This window comes from Micromonospora sp. NPDC050187, from assembly GCF_044459745.1.
In the GTDB taxonomy this organism is placed as follows: domain Bacteria; phylum Actinomycetota; class Actinomycetes; order Mycobacteriales; family Micromonosporaceae; genus Micromonospora.
This window is the reverse complement of the sequence record NZ_JBITJH010000017.1, coordinates 51,771-68,673: the sequence shown is the minus strand read 5'-3', so window position 1 is coordinate 68,673 and position 16,903 is coordinate 51,771. Positions and strand designations below refer to the sequence as shown.

Sequence of the window (16,903 nt, the reverse complement as noted above, 5' to 3'; positions counted from 1 at the left end):
CCCAGTGGCGATTGTGGAGAAAGTGATCGGGGCACCCCCGCAGCAGGTCTTCGACGTGCTCGCCGACGGATGGACGTACAGCGACTGGGTGGTCGGCACGGCCCACGTACGGGACGTCGAGGACGGCTGGCCGGCGGTCGGCACCCGGCTGCACCACCGGGCCGGGCCCTGGCCGGTCTCGCTCACCGACGCCTCCACGGTGCTCGCGTGTGAACCGCCGCACCGGCTCGTCATCCGCGCCGGGCTCTGGCCCGCCGGCGAGGCGATCGTGGTCTTCACCCTCCAACCGGTCGGGTCGGACTCCACCCGCGTCCGGCTCGGCGAGGACTTCGCCGCCGGCCCGTTGCGCTGGGTCCGCAACAAGCTGAACGACCTCGTGCTCAAGCAGCGCAACAAGGAGACGCTCAACCGGCTGGCGGACATCGCCACCCGGCAGAAGGGTGACCAGTGACCCAGACCGTGGTGATCACCGGGGCCAGCGCCGGGGTCGGGCGGGCGGTGGCCCACCGGTACGCGACGCGGGGCGCCCGACTCGCGCTGATCGCCCGGGGCGCGGCCGGCCTGGCCGCCGCCGCCCGGGACTGCCGGGAGCGGGGCGCGGCGGAGGTGGTCACCCACCAGCTCGACGTCGCCGACGCCGGGGCGGTGCAGCGGGCCGCCGACGAGGTGACGCACCGGTGGGGTGCGTTGGACGTGTGGATCAACAACGCCATGGTGTCGGTCTTCGCACCGGCCTGGGAGATCCCGGCGGACGAGTACCGCCGGGTCACCGAGGTCAACTATCTCGGTACGGTGCACGGCACCCTGGCCGCGCTGCGGCACATGCGCGCGTACCGCCGGGGTGCCGTCGTCCAGGTCGGCTCGGCGCTGGCCTACCGGGGCATCCCGTTGCAGTCGGCGTACTGCGCCAGCAAGCACGCGGTCCAGGGCTTCAACGACTCGCTCCGGGCCGAGCTGCTGCACGACTGCCCGGGGGTGAAGCTGTCGATGGTGCAGCTCCCGGCGGTGAACACCCCGCAGTTCTCCTGGGTGCGGACCCGACTGCCCCGGCACCCGCAGCCGGTGCCGCCGATCTTCACGCCGGAGGTGGCCGCGCGGGCGATCGTCTGGGCCGCCGACCGGGGGCCGCGCGAACTGAACGTGGGCGGCCCGACCTGGCGGGCGCGGCTGGGCAACACCCTCTTCCCGGGCCTACTCGACCGCAAGCTCGCCCGGGACGGTTACGACAGCCAGCAGACCGACGCACCGGTCGACCCGGCGACGTGGCGGGACAACCTCGACCGGCCGGGGGACGCGGACCGCGACCGGGGCGCCGAGGGGGTCTTCACCGACCGGGCGCGGGACAGCTCGGCGGCGCTCTGGGTCGGCACGCACAAGCCGGCGGTCACCGCCGCCGTGCTCGGCGCGGTCGCGCTCGCCCTGGGTGGGCTGGCCCGCCGGCAGCGCTGAACCGCTGGTGACGGCTGGAGCCGTGACGCTCCCGGCCGCCCGGAGAAAGTGCCCGAAGGCCCATCGGGGAGCCCCGACAGCGGGGCGCGGCCGGATGGCTACCCTTTCAGGGACAACTGCCGGCAAACTGAGGATGCTCGTCATGATCGAACCCGTACAGTTACCCTCGCCGTGGCGGGACGCGCGCCTGACGGTCGTGGTGCCGACCTACAACGAGGCGGGGAACCTCCCGGCGCTGGTGGAGAGGCTTCTCGCCCTTCCGCTGCCCGGGCTGCGGGTGCTCGTCGCCGACGACAACTCCCCCGACGGCACCGGCGAGGTCGCCGACAAGCTCGCCATCGAACACCCCGGCCGGATCGAGGTCGTGCACCGCGCGGGCAAGGAGGGGCTCGGCCGGGCGTACGTGGACGGCATGTCCCGGGCGCTGGACGGCGGCGCCGAGTACGTGGCCCAGATGGACGCCGACCTGTCGCACCCGCCGGAGGCGCTGCCGGGCATGCTCGGCTCACTGCTCTCCACCGGGGCCGGCGTGGTGATCGGATCCCGTTACGTTCCCGGCGGCGAGCTGGACGAGGCGTGGCCGCTCTACCGTCGCGCGCTGAGCGGGTGGGCCAATCTCTACGTGCACACCCTGCTGCGGGTCCGGATCCGTGACCTGACCGCCGGTTTCAAGATCTGGCGGGCGGACGCGCTGCGCGACATCGGCCTGGACCGGGTGCAGTCCAACGGCTACAGCTTCCAGGTCGAGATGCACTACCTGGCGACGAAGCTCGGGCACACCATCCTGGAGGTGCCGATCCGCTTCGAGGAGCGGCGGGACGGCGTGTCGAAGATGACCACCGCCACCAAGATCGAAAGCGCGCTGATGCCGTTCAAGCTGCGCAGCCGGCACCGCGACATCGGCGGCGCGACCCCCCGGCAGCTGGAGGCGGCGCCGGTCGAGGTGGTGGCACCGCGTACACCGGAACCGGCCAGCGCCGACCGGGTGGCCCCAACGGCGGTCGAGACGGCCGACACCGACGGCGAACCGAGGACAGCCCCCGAGACGGCCGACGCCGACGGCGAACCCCAGGCGACCCCCCGGTAGGGGACCTCAGCGGTACACGGCGCGGTGCGCCGCGCCGACGACCCGCGCGTATAGGCCACCGGTCACCGCCCGGTCACGGACCAGCGCGGCCCGCGCCGCGTTCGCGCCGGGAGCGCCGTGCACGCCACCCCCCGGGTTCGCCGACGCGCTCGCCAGGTAGAGCCGGTCGATCGGGGTGTCCGGGCGGCCGAGCCCGGGCACCGGGCGGAGGAAGAGCTGCTGGTAGGCGGCGGCCGTTCCGCCGCCCACCGCACCGCCGACCAGACTCGGGTTGCGTTCCTCCAGGTCCGCCGGGCCGGCCACGTACCGGCCCCGGACCCGGGCGCGGAAGCCGGGCGCGTGCCGTTCCAGCACCGCCTCCATCCGCTCCACGTGCCCGGCCACGTCCTCGGCCCGCCAGTCGCGCCGGAACGGCAGGTGGGTGTACGCCCACACCGACTCCGTGCCGGCCGGGGAACGGCTCGGGTCGGCGGTGGTCATCTGCCCCGCCAACAGGAACGGGTCCTCCGGGACCTCGCCGCAGGCCAACGTCGCCGCGTACCGGGTCAGGCCGTTGAGGTCGGTGGCGAGATGCACCGTCCCGGCCCCGGCCACCTCCGGGTTGGTCCACGGCACCGGGCCGTCCAGCGCCCAGTCCACCTTGACGGTGGAGCCGTCCCAGCGGAAGTGGGCCAGGTCCTCGACGAGCCGGGGCGGTAGCCGGGCCGCGCCGACGAGGTCGAGGTAGAGCGCGGGCGCGGGCACGTCGGCGAGCACCGCCCGCCGGGCCCGCCAGGTCCGGCCACCGACCGTCCGGACACCCATCGCCCGGCCCCGGGCGACCAGCACCCGGTCGACCTGCGCGTCGTAGCTGATCCGGCCGCCCCGGGCGCGCAGTCGGGACACCAGCGCGTCGGTGATCCGTTGCGCTCCGCCGACCGGCACCGGCCAGCCGACCTCCTGGCCGAGCATGGCCAGCAGCCAGCCGTAGATGCCGGACCCGGCGTCCTCGGGGGACAGATCGGTGTGCAGGGCACAGCTGGCGAGCAAGGCCGGGGCGCCCTCGCCGTCGAAGAGTTCCGCGCCGAGCTGGCGGACCGGCAGGACCAGCCGCCGGGCCAGGCGCAGGACGCCGGCCGTGCGCAGCCGGGCGAGCAGCTCCAGCCCGTTGCGCACCGGCGGGAACGGGGTGAACAGGGCGGCCAGCAACGGCTGGGAGATCCTCCGCCAGTCCTCGTACGACTCCCGCCAGCGTTCCCCGTCGCCGGGGGCGAACGCCTCCATCGACGTCGCGGTGCGCTCCGGGTCGCGGTTGAGCACCGCCGCCCGCCCGTCGGGCAGCAGGTGCGCCAGCACGTCCGGCGCGTGCCGCCAGGCCAGGCCGTGCTCGTCCAGGGCGAGCCGGCGCAGCACCGGGGAGGCGTACCCGAGGGGGTAGAACGAGCTGTAGAGGTCGCTGAGGTAGCCGGGGGCGGTGACCTCGGCGGAGCGGACCGCGCCGCCGGGCGCACCGGTCGCCTCCAGCACCAGGACGTCCCATCCGGCGTCGGCGAGCAGATTCGCGGCGACCAGTCCGTTGTGGCCGGCACCGACGACGACGGCGTCCGCGTTCTCCGCACCGGGCTCGGTCTGGGCGTGGTTGATGGACCGCATGGGGAACATCATCCGGTTCCGCTACCCCCCGATGGTCGAGCGAAACGCGTTTGCCCGGCCCGGCCCCGGGCATGCAGCGCGCCATGTGGCGGGTGGAACAACTCATCGGCGGGGTGTGGGGCGCGGGCGGCGCGGGGGGTGAGTTCGTCGTGACCGACCCGGCGGACGGCACCGACGTCAGCACCGTGCCGATGGCCACCGAAGACGAGGCGGCCAAGGCGGTCGGCGCGGCCCGGGGCGTGGCGGCGACGTGGGCGGCGACCGACCCGGCGGAGCGGGCGGCGGCCCTGCGCCGGGCGGCCGACGCCGTCGAGGCGGTCGCCGAGGACCTGGCGCAGGCGACCACGGCGGAGATGGGCAAACCGCTGCTCGACGCCCGGGGCGGCGTGGCGGCGGGGATCGGCACCCTGCGCCAGTACGCCGAACTGGCACCGGTCCGCGGCGGCCGGACCCTGCACGGCGGACGGGACGCGGTCGACTTCATGGCCCCCGAACCGCGGGGCGTGGTCGCGGTGATCACCCCGTGGAACGACCCGGTGGCGGTGGCCTGCGGACTACTCGGCGCGGCCCTGGTCACCGGCAACGTGGTGGTGTTCAAGCCGAGCGAGCGCACCCCGGCCACCGGCTGGCTGCTGGCCCGGGCACTCGACGGTGAGCTGCCCCCCGGGGTGCTGTCCCTGCTGACCGGGGACGCGCGGGTCGGCGCGGCGCTGGCCGGGCAGGAGGTCGACGTGGTGGCGCACGTGGGCTCCTCCACGGCCGGCCGGGCGATCGCCGCCGCCTGCGCCCGCACCGGTGCCAAGGCGCTGCTGGAGAACGGGGGCAGCGACCCGCTGATCGTCGACGCGGGCGTCGACCCGGCCTGGGCCGCCGGGCAGGCGGCGATGGGCGCGTTCGCCAACGCCGGGCAGATCTGCGTGGCGGTGGAACGGATCTACGTGCACCGGGAGGTGGCCGGCGACTTCGTTCCGGCACTGGTCGACCTGGCTCGGGCGATGCGGATCGGACCGGGGCAGGACGGGGAGACCGAGATCGGTCCGCTGGTGGACCGGCGGCACCGGGACCACGTGCACGGACAGGTGCTGGCGGCGGTGGCCGAGGGCGCGGTGGTCCGGACCGGTGGGGCGGTGCCGGCCGGTCCGGGGGCCTTCTACCCGCCGACCGTGGTCACCGACTGCACCGACCGGATGGCGCTGGTGCGCGAGGAGACCTTCGGCCCGGTCGCGCCGGTGCTGGTGGTGGACTCGTTCGCCGAGGCCCTGGGCCGCGCGGCGTGCTCGCCGTACGGGCTGGCCGCCACCGTGCTCACCCGGTCGATGGGCCACGCGCAGCGGGCGTGGCGCGAGCTGCCGGTTGGCACGGTCAAGGTCAACGCGGTGTTCGGCGGCGCGCCGGGCGGCGCCGCCCAACCGCGTCGCGGCAGCGGCCACGGCTTCGGGTACGGCCCGGAACTGCTCGACGAGTTCACCACCACGAAGGTGGTGCACCTGAGCGCCCCGGGTGGCGGGCACTGGTGAGCGGTGCCCACCCTCCGGGGGGGCGGGGCTCAGTCCCCGCGCGCCTTACGGGTCCGCCGGTCGTTGGCCTTCTGAATGGCGTCGACCAGTTCCGGCTTGGTCATCCGGGACCGGCCCCGGACGTCCAGCTTGCGGGCGACCTGCATCAGATGGTCCTTGGTGGCGTTCGCGTCCACCCCGCCGGCGGTCGGTGCCCGCCGGGCCGGTCCGCCTCCCGCGGCCTGCCGGTCGCTGGGCCCCTTGCGACCCTTCGACTCCCAGTGGTCGCCGACCTTCTCGAACTCGTGCTTGAGCGCGGCGAAGGCGGTGCGGTGGGCCCGCTCCCCCTCGCCGTACGTCTCCACGGCTGAATCGTGCGTCTTCGCCCAGGTCCGTTGCGCCTTCTCAGGAGAGCGCCGGACGGTGCTGGGCAGTACCTCACGCCCTGGCATGTCGTCCTCCTCCGCGTCGGTTGCTTCCCGGGTTGACCGTTCCCTGTCCCGGCAGCGGCAAACGGCACGTCCGGGTTTGTCGAACTTCCCGCCCGGGTACCGCCGGGTTCCGACCCGGCGTGACCGGAGCGCGCCGACCGCGTGGCGGGGTGGCGCGCCGGACGGCCGGGGTGCGGCGGCGACGGCAGGGAGCGGTCATGGCAGCGACGACGACGGAGCCGACCGCACCGGCCGGTGGAGGGCCAGACCTGCGGGTTCCCCCCGGATTACGGCAGTTGAGCTGGCCCACCTGGCGCGGCGTCCTGGTCCGCAGCGGGCGGAACTTCGTCAAGGACAACTGCGCGGACTGGGCGGCGGCGCTGACCTACTACGGCGTGCTCGCCCTCTTCCCCTCGATCGTGGTGGTGGTGGCCCTGGTCGGGCTGGTCTCCGAGGGCGACCGGACCGTGGACACCCTGATCGGCCTGGCCCGCGACGTGGGCGCCGGGTCGGTGGTGGCCAACGAGGGCGTGGTCGGGGTGGTCGAGGGGGTGGTCGACCAGCGGGCCGGGGTGAAGGCGCTGCTCAGCTTCGGTCTGCTCGGCGCGCTCTGGTCGGCCTCGGGCTTCATCGGCGCGTTCACCCGTGCCTCCAACGCGATCTACGGCGTCGAGGAGGGCCGGCCGTTCTACCGGCTGCGTCCGATGCAGATCGGCCTGGCCGCGCTCTCCCTGGTGCTGATGGCGGTGGTGGCGACCGGACTGATCGTCAGCGGTCCAGTGGCCGAGGCGGTCGGCAACCTGCTCGATCTGGGCGACGCGCCGCGCACCGCGTGGAGCGTGGCGAAGTGGCCGGTGCTCGCCATGGTCCTGATGGTGCTGCTGTCGCTGCTGTTCTGGATCGCCCCGAACGTGCGGCAGCCCCGGTTCCGCTGGCTCACCGTGGGTGGCGCGGTCGCCCTGCTGGCCTGGACGCTCGTCTCCTTCGGCTTCGGCCTGTACGTGGCCAACTTCGGCTCGTACGACGTCACGTACGGCAGCCTCGGCGCGGTCATCGCGTTCCTGGTGTGGCTGTACCTGTCGAACTGCGCGTTGATGTTCGGAGTGCAGATCAACGCCGAACTCCAACGGGGTCGGATGATGCAGGCCGGCGTCCCCGCACCCGAGGAGCCGGTCCTCACCCCGAAACGCGCCGCCGAGTCGTGACGGGCCACGAGTCGGCGGCCACCCGTGTGTCGCCGCGGGTGCGGGGCGGAGCGGTTTATCCCGGTCCCGCCCGGGTAGCGCAGTAAGCATGGAACGAGGCAGCAGCAAGCACGGACCCCGGCTCGACGAGCAGATGAGCCAGGAGGTCAGTGGCCTGGTGCAGGGGCCGGGGGCCGCCGGCTCCCGGGTCGACGAGTTCCGCGAGCCGGAGCCGGCCGGCGAGGACCAGCCGGGCACCACCACGGCACCAGCGGGCGAGTTGCGCACCGGCGCCCCACAGGGGATGAGTTCCACGGACGTGGAGCAGCGCAGCCGGCTCGGCCGGTTCATCGGCCTGTCGGCGCTGCCCGGCGACCGCGAGACGTTGCTCGGCAGCGCGCGGGAGAACGAAGCGCCGGACGACGTGATCGCCGCCCTGGAACGGCTTCCCGCCGGCACCCGGTACCGGACGGTCTCCGAGGTGTGGGCGGCACTGGGCCACAAGAACGAGACACAGCGCTGGTGAAAGGTGGGTCACCCCCGACCCGTACCGACTGGTAGATGAGGAGGATGCCCTGATGAGTGGCGTTATGGAGCACGTGGACGTGGACGTCCCGATCCGGACCGCGTACGACCAGTGGACCCAGTTCGAGGACTTCCCCCAGTTCATGGAGGGTGTGCAGGAGGTCCGGCAGCTCTCCGACACGATGACCCACTGGACCGTGGAGATCGCCGGGGTCAAGCGGGAGTTCGACGCGCAGATCACCGAGCAGCTCCCCGACGAGCGGGTCGCCTGGAACTCCACCGGCGGGACGGACCACGCCGGGGTGGTGACCTTCCACCGCCTCGACGAGGGGCACACCCGGGTCACCCTCCAGTTGGAGTTCGAGCCGCACGGAATGATCGAGAAGGCCGGCGACAAGCTCGGCATCGTCGACCGCCGGGCCAAGGGCGACCTGGAGCGGTTCAAGACGTTCATCGAGCGACGCGGTCAGGAGACCGGTGCGTGGCGGGGCAAGGTCGACCGTCCCCAGCCCTGACCCGTACGCGTTCCGAGACCCGTACGCGTTCCGACGGCCGCCGGACCACCCGGCGGCCGTCCGCGTGCCCGCCCCCTCCTCCGCCTCCCCCCGTCGGCCGACACCGCTTCCTGCCCGAGCCACCGTCGACGTCATGATCGACGGCGGGACCGGCGGGTGGAGGGGGCGGTTTGCCGCGATGGGCCGGGGGTACGGCGATGTCATGACCGACAACGACGGCGCCGTGTGGCGTGACGAGCAGCGGCTCCCGCTCAGCGAGCTGGACAAGGCGGTGGCGACCTCCCCCGTCGACGGACAGGCCGACGACGTGACCGGCAACGACGCGGGCTACGAGTCCGCGTTCGGCCACGGGCCGATCCCGGCGGACGGGCACACCGCCGCCGAGGGCGACCACGGGCGGGAGGCGACCGACGGGCAGCGGGCGTACCGGCCCTCGACAACCGGCCGGACCGGCCCCGACGTCTGATCCCCTCCCCTGCCGAGGGCGTGTGCTGAGGTGGTTGCAGGGGTCCCCTGCTACCGCATTTCGAGGAGGAGGGGTCCCCTGCAACCACCCCGGGCGCGCGGCCTACGGGCGCGCGGCCTACGGGCGCGCGGCCTACGGGCGACGGCGGGGCGACAGGTGACAGGCTGCGGGCTGCGGGCGTTCAGGCGGGTCGGCGGCGGGTGGCGGCGAGTTGCAGGGCGATCAGGGCGACGGCGAGCACCACGAGCGCCGGTCCGAGCGCCTCGACCGAGGTCCGGCCGAGCAGCACCCCGATGGCGGTGGGCCCGAGCGCACCGCAGAGGCCCGCGACGGCGATCTGCACCCCGATCGCCCGGTCGGCGTGCGCCCCGCCGACCCGGTCGGCGGTGGTCAGGGTGAGCAGCGGGAACACCGGGGCGGCGGCGAAGCCGATCACCGCGAGACCGGTCACCGCCAGCCAGGCCGGGCCGGGGAGCGCCACCAGGACGGCTCCGACGGCGAGGCCGACCAGGCTCCCCCACAGCACCCGGCCGCTGCCGAACCGTTCGGCGATCACACCCTGGACGACCCGGCCGACGAAGAGGCTGATCCAGTACCCCGAGACGCAGATCCCGGCCGCTGCCGCGCCGAGTCCCCGCCCCTCGGTGAGCAGCAGGAAGGCCCAGAGCCCGGCGCCGATCTCGATGGCGGCGTAGACGCCGAAGCCGAGCGCGCCCAGCCACACCGCCGGCAGTCGCAGGGTCTGCCCGACCGGCACCCTCGCCGGTGGCGTGGGCCGTCCGGCCACCGCGCCCCGGTCCCGCCAGGCCCGGACGGTCAGCGCGAACGCCACGGCCAGGGCGAGCTGACCAGCGGCGACGAGACCGTATCCCCAGCGCCAGGAGAGACCGGCGCCGATCGCTCCGGTCATGATCAGCGGGCCGAGGGCCACCCCGAGACCGAAAAAGGCGTGCAGCCAGTTCATGTGCCGGGGGCCGAACGCCCCGGCGGCGTACGCGTTGAGTCCGGAGTCGACCGCCCCGGAGCCGAGGCCGAGCACCAGCGCGCAGCACACCACCACGGCCAGGCCGGGCGCGAGGGCGTATCCGGTGAGCGCCAGGCTGGCCAGCAGGGTGCTCCCGGCCAGCAGCCGGCCGACGCCGAGCCGGGCGATGCCGAACCCGGCGAGGAGGCTGGAGGTCAGGTAACCGGCGGTGCCGGCGGTGAGCGCCACGCCGACCGCCTCGGTCGGCACCCCGAAGTCCGACCGCATCGCGGGCCAGCCGACCCCGAGCAGTCCGTCCGGCAGGCCGAGGCTGACGAAGGCGAGGTAGGCGAGCAGCAGCAGCGAGGCCCGGGGGGAGGTCGGCACGACCGGCCATCCTGCCCCATCCGATCGACGTTGGCAGTGGCAAATACCACGCCGATTCCGGGAAGCAGCAGCGACGTGGCCGGAGATCCGGACAGGTCATCCAGAATCGGCCGAACGGAGGAAGGGCAATCCGGGCATCACGCGCAAGACTGTCGGGATGCAACAGGGCAGTAGCTTCCTCACCGATCGTCAGCGCCGCCTGGCATGGCTCGGCTTCCTACTCGCCGCGCTGCAGGCGCCGGTCTCCGCCTGGCTCGTCACCGACGGCTCGTGGCTGTTCAGCCTCTGCGTCGCGATGATGGTCGCGACCGTGATCATCGCGGACGACGCCGGACGACGCCGGCCGGCCGACGCACACGGCGCCGAGCGGGGCTGACTCAGCCCGTCTCGTCCGGGCGGGCCTCGTGTCCCGGGCGACCCCGGGTCCGCCGGCGCTCCTTCATCTCCGCCTCGTACAGGTGCCGCCGGCCCTGCGCCAGTTCGTCGCGGGCCTGCCGGTCCAGATCCCGGAAGAGGGCGTAGTACCCGTCGTCGAAGTCCTCGACGATCTGGAACGTCCACCGGCCGGCGATGACGTTGCGGCCCAGCAGTTCCTCGGTGATCCGGTCGGCGATCCCGTCGTGTCCGGCGGCCCGGAACCGCTCGACGGCGTCGTCGAGCATCAGGTCGGCGTGGCCGATCAGCTGGTGCAGGGAGTAGAGGTGTCCCCGCGCCCGCTCGACGGTCTCCAACGCCTCGCTGAGCTTGCCGAGCGCGGCGACCGTCCCGTCGTCCACCCCGGTGGGGCGACGGTGCCGCTCGTCCGGTCCGTCCGGGTGTGATGCCATCGGTGCCTCCGCTCGCCGTTCCGGTATGTCCGGGTAGTGCCCGGACGTGGGGCAGGTCACGCATGTGCGGGCGGATTCCACCCGGTGGCCGAGCCGGCTCCCACCGTCCGGACGAGGTCGGCGCGGTCCCGGCCGGATTACTCTCGTTTCCCATGTACGCGCAGTTCAGTGGGGGTTTGGCCGCCGACACGGCGGTGGGCGTGGCGCGGGCCTCCATCGCCGCCCTGACCGTGTCGATCGGCACCGCCGGGCTGGCCGCCGCCGTCCGACGGCCCGACCTCCTCGCCCAGGTCGACCAGCACGCCGCCGCCGTCCGGGACAGCCTGGAGGGCGACCGCCGGCCGCTCACCCTGGCCGCCCTGGCCGGGTACGCCGAAGGCGTCCGCGCGGCGGCTGCGGATCACGGTTGGACCCCACCCGGCGGGCCGGTCGACTGGACGTCCCCGGACTGGGTGCTGACCCGGCTGCTGGCGGTCTGCGCGCTGGCCCGGCCGATCTCCAGGCCCGCCTGACCGACCGGGCAGACCCACCCCGCACGTCGGGCCGCCCCGGGGCACATGTGCGGGGAGGACGCCCGCGCCGGACGTCCTCCCCTGGTCGTGCCGCACCGTCTGCTCACTCGGCGCGGCGGATCTGCTGGGTCTCCTCGCCCATGGCCCCGGAGCCGTAGGGAGCCGCCCCGCTCGCCCCTGCCGGCATCCGCGGCGCACCCCCGCGGTCGGCCATCTGCCGCTCGGTGTCGCTGCGTCCGGCCGCCTGGGCCTGTCGCTGCATCTGAATCGCCCGCGACTCCTCCGCGGCCCGGTCCAGCCAGCGGTCCCAGCGGGCCTGCATCGGCTTCACCAGCCCACCGCCGACACCGATGATCAGGATGCCGGCCACGGTGGCGAGCACCGCGATCAACACGGGCGTGGTCACGGTGGTGGCGATACCGACCTGGTTGAGCGCGGCGATGACACCGAGCGCGAGGATGAAGATCGCCGTCAGGTCGGCAAGGATCTTGCCGTACGAGAGTCCGCCGAGCGCCCCGGTGACGAGGTCCTTGACGGCCTTGGCGATCGCTGCGGCCACCACCACGATGATGATCGCGACGAAGGCCCGGGGCAGCCACGCCACCACACCCGAGATCAGGTCGCTGATCGCGTTCGGCCCCCACACCCCGAACGCGAACTGCAGGGTGAACAGCAGCACGGCGTAGTACGCCAGTCTGGCCAGGATGTCACTGGCGTCGTACCGGGTGCGTTCCAGCGCCCGTTTGATCCCGCCCCGCTCGACCGCCCGGTCGAACCCCACCCGTTCGAGCACCGTGTCCACGATCTTGAGCACCGCGCGGGCGATGATCCAGCCCACCACGAGGATCGCGATGAAGGCGATGGCCCTCGGTACGAAGAGCAGCACCGACCTCCACATGTCGGTCAGGGCGTCGCCGATGTCGACCTGCCTGACCGCGAGGGTTTTCCGCATCATGTCCCTCCTGTCGCCTGGTCTGCGCCGCCCGCATACCCGGCCGAAGAAGCACCAACCGGAGCGGCACCAGCCAGTTTTCGGACATGTCGCCCCGGTCGGGACGGCGGGTACGAACGCCCCGGGCCCCGGCCGGGGGCACGACCGGAACACCACGGGACCACGCCGGATAGGCTGCGTCACATGCCAGGCACGGTCGGGCACGTCCCCGCTTCACCCGCCCCGATCCCGCGGGCCGCCAGCGTCGGTACGGCGGCGCTCGTCCTCGGCCATCCGTGGTCCGGCACGCCACTCGGGCCGATCGAGGGGTGGGACCCGGCGGTCCGGGCCGTCGTCGACCTGGTCCTCGCCTCGCCGGTGCCGATGGCGCTGACCCTCGGCGCGGAGTTCCGGCTGCTCTACAACGACGGGTACGCCGAACTGGTCGGTCCTGCCCACCCGGCGGTCGGCCGTCCGGCGGCCGAGGTCTTCGCCGGGATCTGGTCCCTCGCCGGAATCGGCGACCTGATCGAACGCACCTTCCACGAGGGCACCCCCACCCTGGAGAAGGAGTCGATCCTGCCGATCGTGCGGCACGGCACCGGCCGGGTGGAGCAGGCCGTCTTCACCCGGGGCTGCTCCCCGGTACGGGACAGCGGCGGGCGGGTGGTCGGCGTGCTCACCGTGGCGGCCGAGACCACCCAGGTGACCGAGCAGTTGCAAAGCCTGAGCGAGCTGGCCGCCGCCCTCTCCGGCACGCTCACCCTGGACGACGTGGCCCGGGTCGCGCTGCGGTACGCACTCGACTCGTTCGACGCCGACTGGGTGGCCTTCGGGGTGGACGACGGCAGCGGCTGGCGCGTCGTCCGTCGGGTCCGGGGCGAACTGCTCGACGAGGCCGACGAGCGGTTGCCCCCGCTCTGGCGGCGCTACCCGGACGACTCGCCGCTGCCGCTGGTGGTGACCGCGCGCACCGGGATGCCGCTGTTCACCGCCGACGGTCAGCCGATCGCGGCGGCCGCGAGCGACCGGCACGACCAGAAGATCCGGGCCCTGGCCGCACTGCCGCTCCGGACGCCGGTGCTGCGCGGCGGGCTCAGCGTCGGGTATCAACGCGCGCACGCCTGGTCGGCCGCCGAACGGGCGTTGCTGGCGGCCTCGGCCGAGCTGATCGCGCAGGCCGGCGAGCGGGCCCGCCGCTTCGAGACCCAGCACGGCACCGCCCAGTTGCTGCAACGCAGCATGCTCCCGGAGCACCTGCCGGACCTGCCCCGGCTGCGCATCGCGGCCCGCTACGACCCGGGCGTGGACGGCAACGCGGCCGGGGGCGACTTCTACGACGCCTTCGTCCTGCCCGACGGCGGGCTGGGCGTCGTCCTCGGTGACGTCGCCGGCCACGACGTGCAGGCCGCGGCCCGGATGGGGCAGGTACGCGCGGCGCTGCGCGCCCTGGCGCTGACCGATCCGCGCCCGGACGCCGTCCTGGCCGGGCTGGACCGGCTGGTCGCCAGCCTGGGGGCCGAGGCCGGCACGCACGAACTCTTCGTGACCGTCGTCTTCGGGGTGATCGACGCCGGGCGGGAACGGCTCACCCTGGCCAGCGCTGGGCATCCCGCCCCGCTGCTGCGCCGGTGCCCCACCCCCGACGCCGAGCCCACCGCCGAGTACCTGGACGTGCCGACCGGCGCCCCACTGGGTCTGGGCTGCCGGCCCGGCACCACCACCGTCCAATTCACCCCCGGCGACACCCTGCTGCTGTTCAGCGACGGCGTGGTCGAGCGACGCCGGCAGAGCCTCTCGGTGGGCCTCACCGGGTTGGCCGAGGCGGTGGCCGGGGCGGCCAGCGGCGACCCCCGGGCGCTCTGCGCGGTGGCGACCGCGGCGGTGCCCGGCGCGACCGAGGACGACGTGGCGGTCCTCGCCGTGGAGCACGCGCTGATGCCGAGCCGGTCGGCCGGCATGGAGATGCCCGCCGAACCGACCGCGCCGAGCCGGGTGCGGCACTGGATGACCGCGCAGCTCTCCGAGTGGCGGGTGCCCGAGTCGATCATCGGGGCCGCCGTCCTGTGCACCAGCGAGTTGACCACCAACGCCCTGCTGCACGCCGGCACCGCCGCCCGGGTCGAGATCGACCTCAGCCCCGAGCGGCTGCTGGTGTCGGTCGCCGACTCCGGCACCCGGGGCACCGTGACGAAGGCGCAGACCGACACGTTGAGCAGCCGAGGCCGTGGACTGGGGCTCATCGAACAGCTCAGCGACGCGTGGGGGACGGATCCGACGGTGCGCGGCTCCACGGTCTGGTTCGAGATCCTCATTCCGTCGGATTGAGGTCGCCGGGCGGTGCGTCCGCCCGACAGGAGGGAAGACGATGGCCACGCGCTCCGACGGTGTCCTGTTCGACGTCGACGGCACCCTGGTCGACACCACATACCTGCACACGGTGGCGTGGTGGGAGGCGTTACGCCAGTTCGACCACGCGGTGCCGATGGCGCTGATCCACCGGTCCATCGGCATGGGATCGGACCGCCTCCTCGACCACCTGCTCGGGCCGGAACGCGACCGGGCCGAGGACGGCCGGCTCCGCGACGCCCACGACGGTCTCTTCCTCGAGTACGCGGAGCGGCTGACGCCGCTACCACACGCCGCCGACCTGCTGCGGGCCTGCGCCGAACGGGGGCTGCGGGTGGTGCTCGCGACCTCGGCGGCCGAGCACGAGGTACGCGCGTTGCGGGCCGCGCTCGACGCCGACGACGTCATCGACACCGTCACCTCGTCGGCGGACGCGCAACGGAGCAAACCCGCACCGGACATCCTGGTCGCCGCGCTGGAGCAGTCCGGCCTGGCCGCCGAACGGGTGGTCTTCGTCGGCGACTCGGTCTGGGACGTCGCCGCCGCCGGCCGCCTGGGCATCCCCTGCATCGGCCTGACCTGCGGCGGGACCGGTCGGGCCGAGTTGGCCGGGGCCGGGGCGGTCGAGGTCTACGACGACCCCGGTGCGCTCCTGGCCAACCTGGCGGAGTCCCCGGTCCTGAGTCGACGGCGCGACGTCGCTGCCATCAACATGAATGTGAAGGCATAGACGACCGTTCAACGGGGCACAGTTGGTCTCCACCTGCCCGGGTGCCACGGGCGAGGCGAGGGGTGGAGTCGTGGAGCCGGTGGACGTCGCTTTCGCAGTACTCGGGGTCGGCGCGTTGCTGGCCGGGATCCTGCCCCGGATGCTGGAGCGGCGGCCCCTCTCCATGCCGATCGCCTTCCTCGGCCTCGGCATGCTGATCTTCCTGCTGCCCACCGGGCTACCGGTCCCGGACCCGCTGGCCCACCCGGCCGTCGCCACGCACCTCACCGAGATCGGCGTGATCGTCGCCCTGATGGGCGCCGGTCTCAAGATCGACCGCCCGTTCAGCTGGCGACGCTGGTCGTCCACCTGGCGGCTACTCGCCATCGCGATGCCGCTGTGCATCGCGGCCGTGGCACTGCTCGGCTGGTGGTGGGCCGGGCTCGTGCCGGCGACCGCGCTGCTGCTCGGGGCGGCGCTCGCCCCGACCGACCCGGTCCTCGCTGCCGACGTGCAGGTGGGCGAGCCGACCGACGTGGAGGACTCCGAGGACGAGGTCCGCTTCGCTCTCACCTCCGAGGCGGGCCTGAACGACGGCCTGGCTTTCCCCTTCGTCTACGCGGCCATAGCCATCGCCTCGACCAGCCTCGCCCCGGCGGACTGGCTGGCCGGGTGGCTCACCGTCGACCTGCTCTGGAAGGTCACCGCCGGGGTGGCCGGCGGGCTGCTGGTCGGCTGGCTGCTCGGCAAGCTGTTCTTCCACGCGCCGAGCGAGCTGCGCCTGGCCCGGCACGCCGAGGGCTTCCTCGCGCTGGCCGCGACCTTCCTGGCGTACGGGCTGGTCGAGGTGATCGGCGGATACGGCTTCCTCGCCGTCTTCATGGCCGCGCGGGCGATCCGCTCGGCGGAACGGACCCACGAGTTCCACGCCGTCCTGCACGACTTCGCCGAACAGGTCGAGCGGCTGCTGACCGTCCTGCTGCTCCTGCTCTTCGGTGGCGCCGTGGTGGGCGGTCTGCTGGCCCCGCTGACCTGGCAGGCCGCCCTGGTCGGGCTGGCGCTGGTCTTCGTGGTCCGACCGCTCGCCGGCTGGCTGTCACTGCGCGGCGCGCCCGGCCGCCCCGCCGAGCACTGGGTGATCGCCTCCTTCGGCATCCGGGGCGTGGGCTCGTTCTACTACCTGGCGTACGTCAGCACGAAGGCGGACTTCCCGCAGGCCGACCTGGTCTGGGCCACCGCCGGTCTGGTGGTGATCGTCTCCGTGGTGGTGCACGGGGTGGCGGCCACCCCGGTCATGCAGGTGCTCGACCGGACCGGCGAACGCACCCCCACCCCGGTACGACCCGAGCCGGCCCTCCCCTGAGGTGGTGGGCTGGTACCAGGGGTCCCCTGTTACCGCTTCTTGATGAGGAAGGGCCCCCTGCAACCACTCAAGCCCG

Annotated in this window: 17 protein-coding genes and 1 pseudogene; 13 read left to right on the top strand and 5 right to left on the bottom strand. The window is 73.7% G+C overall.

Going from position 1 to position 16,903, the window contains the following annotated elements:
* Positions 1-22 precede the first annotated feature (22 nt).
* From ACIBJE_RS23620 to ACIBJE_RS23610, 3 genes and pseudogenes are all read left to right on the top strand, one after another.
* The gene (locus ACIBJE_RS23620) at positions 23-451 is read left to right on the top strand and encodes an SRPBCC family protein (RefSeq protein WP_396751703.1); all 429 of its coding nucleotides are present in this window, start codon (positions 23-25) and stop codon (positions 449-451) included.
* Positions 448-1,449, top strand: coding sequence for an SDR family oxidoreductase (locus ACIBJE_RS23615; RefSeq protein ID WP_396751701.1), 1,002 nt, complete (start codon positions 448-450; stop codon positions 1,447-1,449). The genes ACIBJE_RS23620 and ACIBJE_RS23615 overlap by 4 nt, the downstream gene beginning before the upstream one ends.
* A gap of 142 nt (positions 1,450-1,591) precedes the next feature.
* Positions 1,592-2,350: pseudogene (locus tag ACIBJE_RS23610) on the top strand (polyprenol monophosphomannose synthase); the annotation flags it as partial.
* A gap of 192 nt (positions 2,351-2,542) precedes the next feature.
* On the opposite strand, the gene ACIBJE_RS23605 reads toward ACIBJE_RS23610, so the two are convergent.
* Positions 2,543-4,168 (bottom strand): phytoene desaturase family protein, encoded by a 1,626-nt coding sequence (locus ACIBJE_RS23605; RefSeq protein ID WP_396751699.1) that lies wholly within the window; start codon positions 4,166-4,168, stop codon positions 2,543-2,545.
* Positions 4,169-4,251: 83 nt separating this feature from the next.
* Between ACIBJE_RS23605 and ACIBJE_RS23600 the strand changes: the two genes are divergently transcribed.
* Positions 4,252-5,685, top strand: coding sequence for an aldehyde dehydrogenase family protein (locus ACIBJE_RS23600; protein WP_396751847.1), 1,434 nt, complete (start codon positions 4,252-4,254; stop codon positions 5,683-5,685).
* A gap of 29 nt (positions 5,686-5,714) precedes the next feature.
* On the opposite strand, the gene ACIBJE_RS23595 is transcribed toward ACIBJE_RS23600, so the two are convergent.
* Positions 5,715-6,116, bottom strand: coding sequence for a ChaB family protein (locus ACIBJE_RS23595; protein WP_145833315.1), 402 nt, complete (start codon positions 6,114-6,116; stop codon positions 5,715-5,717).
* Positions 6,117-6,313: 197 nt separating this feature from the next.
* Between ACIBJE_RS23595 and ACIBJE_RS23590 the strand changes: the two genes are divergently transcribed.
* The 4 genes from ACIBJE_RS23590 (at position 6,314) to ACIBJE_RS23575 (ending at position 8,785) form a co-directional block, all read left to right on the top strand.
* Entirely contained in the window at positions 6,314-7,300 is a 987-nt protein-coding gene (locus ACIBJE_RS23590) for a YihY/virulence factor BrkB family protein (RefSeq protein ID WP_396751696.1), read from the top strand.
* 88 nt (positions 7,301-7,388) lie between these two features.
* Positions 7,389-7,805 (top strand): DUF2795 domain-containing protein, encoded by a 417-nt coding sequence (locus ACIBJE_RS23585; RefSeq protein ID WP_396751693.1) that lies wholly within the window; start codon positions 7,389-7,391, stop codon positions 7,803-7,805.
* Positions 7,806-7,857: 52 nt separating this feature from the next.
* The gene (locus tag ACIBJE_RS23580; protein ID WP_396751691.1) at positions 7,858-8,319 is read left to right on the top strand and encodes an SRPBCC family protein; all 462 of its coding nucleotides are present in this window, start codon (positions 7,858-7,860) and stop codon (positions 8,317-8,319) included.
* 202 nt (positions 8,320-8,521) lie between these two features.
* Positions 8,522-8,785 carry a hypothetical protein gene (locus ACIBJE_RS23575; protein WP_396751688.1) on the top strand — a complete coding sequence of 88 codons (264 nt, stop codon included), beginning with the start codon at positions 8,522-8,524 and terminating at the stop codon, positions 8,783-8,785.
* A 181-nt stretch (positions 8,786-8,966) separates the two neighbouring features.
* Here ACIBJE_RS23575 and ACIBJE_RS23570 read toward each other — a convergent pair whose 3' ends face one another.
* A complete protein-coding gene (locus tag ACIBJE_RS23570; RefSeq protein ID WP_396751686.1) occupies positions 8,967-10,136 on the bottom strand; it encodes an MFS transporter in 1,170 nt (389 codons plus the stop codon).
* A gap of 157 nt (positions 10,137-10,293) precedes the next feature.
* Between ACIBJE_RS23570 and ACIBJE_RS23565 the strand changes: the two genes are divergently transcribed.
* Positions 10,294-10,512, top strand: a complete 219-nt coding sequence (locus ACIBJE_RS23565) for a hypothetical protein (RefSeq protein WP_396751684.1) — start codon at positions 10,294-10,296, stop codon at positions 10,510-10,512.
* A gap of 1 nt (position 10,513) precedes the next feature.
* Here ACIBJE_RS23565 and ACIBJE_RS23560 read toward each other — a convergent pair whose 3' ends face one another.
* On the bottom strand, positions 10,514-10,963 hold the full coding sequence (locus ACIBJE_RS23560) for a hypothetical protein (protein ID WP_396751681.1): 450 nt from the start codon (positions 10,961-10,963) through the stop codon (positions 10,514-10,516).
* A gap of 152 nt (positions 10,964-11,115) precedes the next feature.
* On the opposite strand from ACIBJE_RS23560, the gene ACIBJE_RS23555 reads away from it, so the two are divergent.
* A complete protein-coding gene (locus tag ACIBJE_RS23555) occupies positions 11,116-11,475 on the top strand; it encodes a DUF6401 family natural product biosynthesis protein (RefSeq protein ID WP_396751679.1) in 360 nt (119 codons plus the stop codon).
* A gap of 103 nt (positions 11,476-11,578) precedes the next feature.
* Here the strand turns inward: ACIBJE_RS23555 and ACIBJE_RS23550 are convergent, their stop codons facing one another.
* Positions 11,579-12,427: a hypothetical protein gene (locus tag ACIBJE_RS23550; RefSeq protein ID WP_396751845.1), complete on the bottom strand. Its 849-nt coding sequence runs from the start codon at positions 12,425-12,427 to the stop codon at positions 11,579-11,581.
* Between the two features lie 183 nt (positions 12,428-12,610).
* Between ACIBJE_RS23550 and ACIBJE_RS23545 the strand changes: the two genes are divergently transcribed.
* The 3 genes from ACIBJE_RS23545 to ACIBJE_RS23535 all read left to right on the top strand — a co-directional run bounded on the left by ACIBJE_RS23545 (position 12,611) and on the right by ACIBJE_RS23535 (position 16,827).
* The gene (locus ACIBJE_RS23545) at positions 12,611-14,734 is read left to right on the top strand and encodes a SpoIIE family protein phosphatase (protein WP_396751677.1); all 2,124 of its coding nucleotides are present in this window, start codon (positions 12,611-12,613) and stop codon (positions 14,732-14,734) included.
* 40 nt (positions 14,735-14,774) lie between these two features.
* Positions 14,775-15,485 carry an HAD family hydrolase gene (locus tag ACIBJE_RS23540; protein ID WP_396751675.1) on the top strand — a complete coding sequence of 237 codons (711 nt, stop codon included), beginning with the start codon at positions 14,775-14,777 and terminating at the stop codon, positions 15,483-15,485.
* A gap of 70 nt (positions 15,486-15,555) precedes the next feature.
* Positions 15,556-16,827, top strand: coding sequence for a cation:proton antiporter (locus ACIBJE_RS23535; protein WP_396751673.1), 1,272 nt, complete (start codon positions 15,556-15,558; stop codon positions 16,825-16,827).
* The last annotated feature ends 76 nt before the right edge of the window (positions 16,828-16,903 follow it).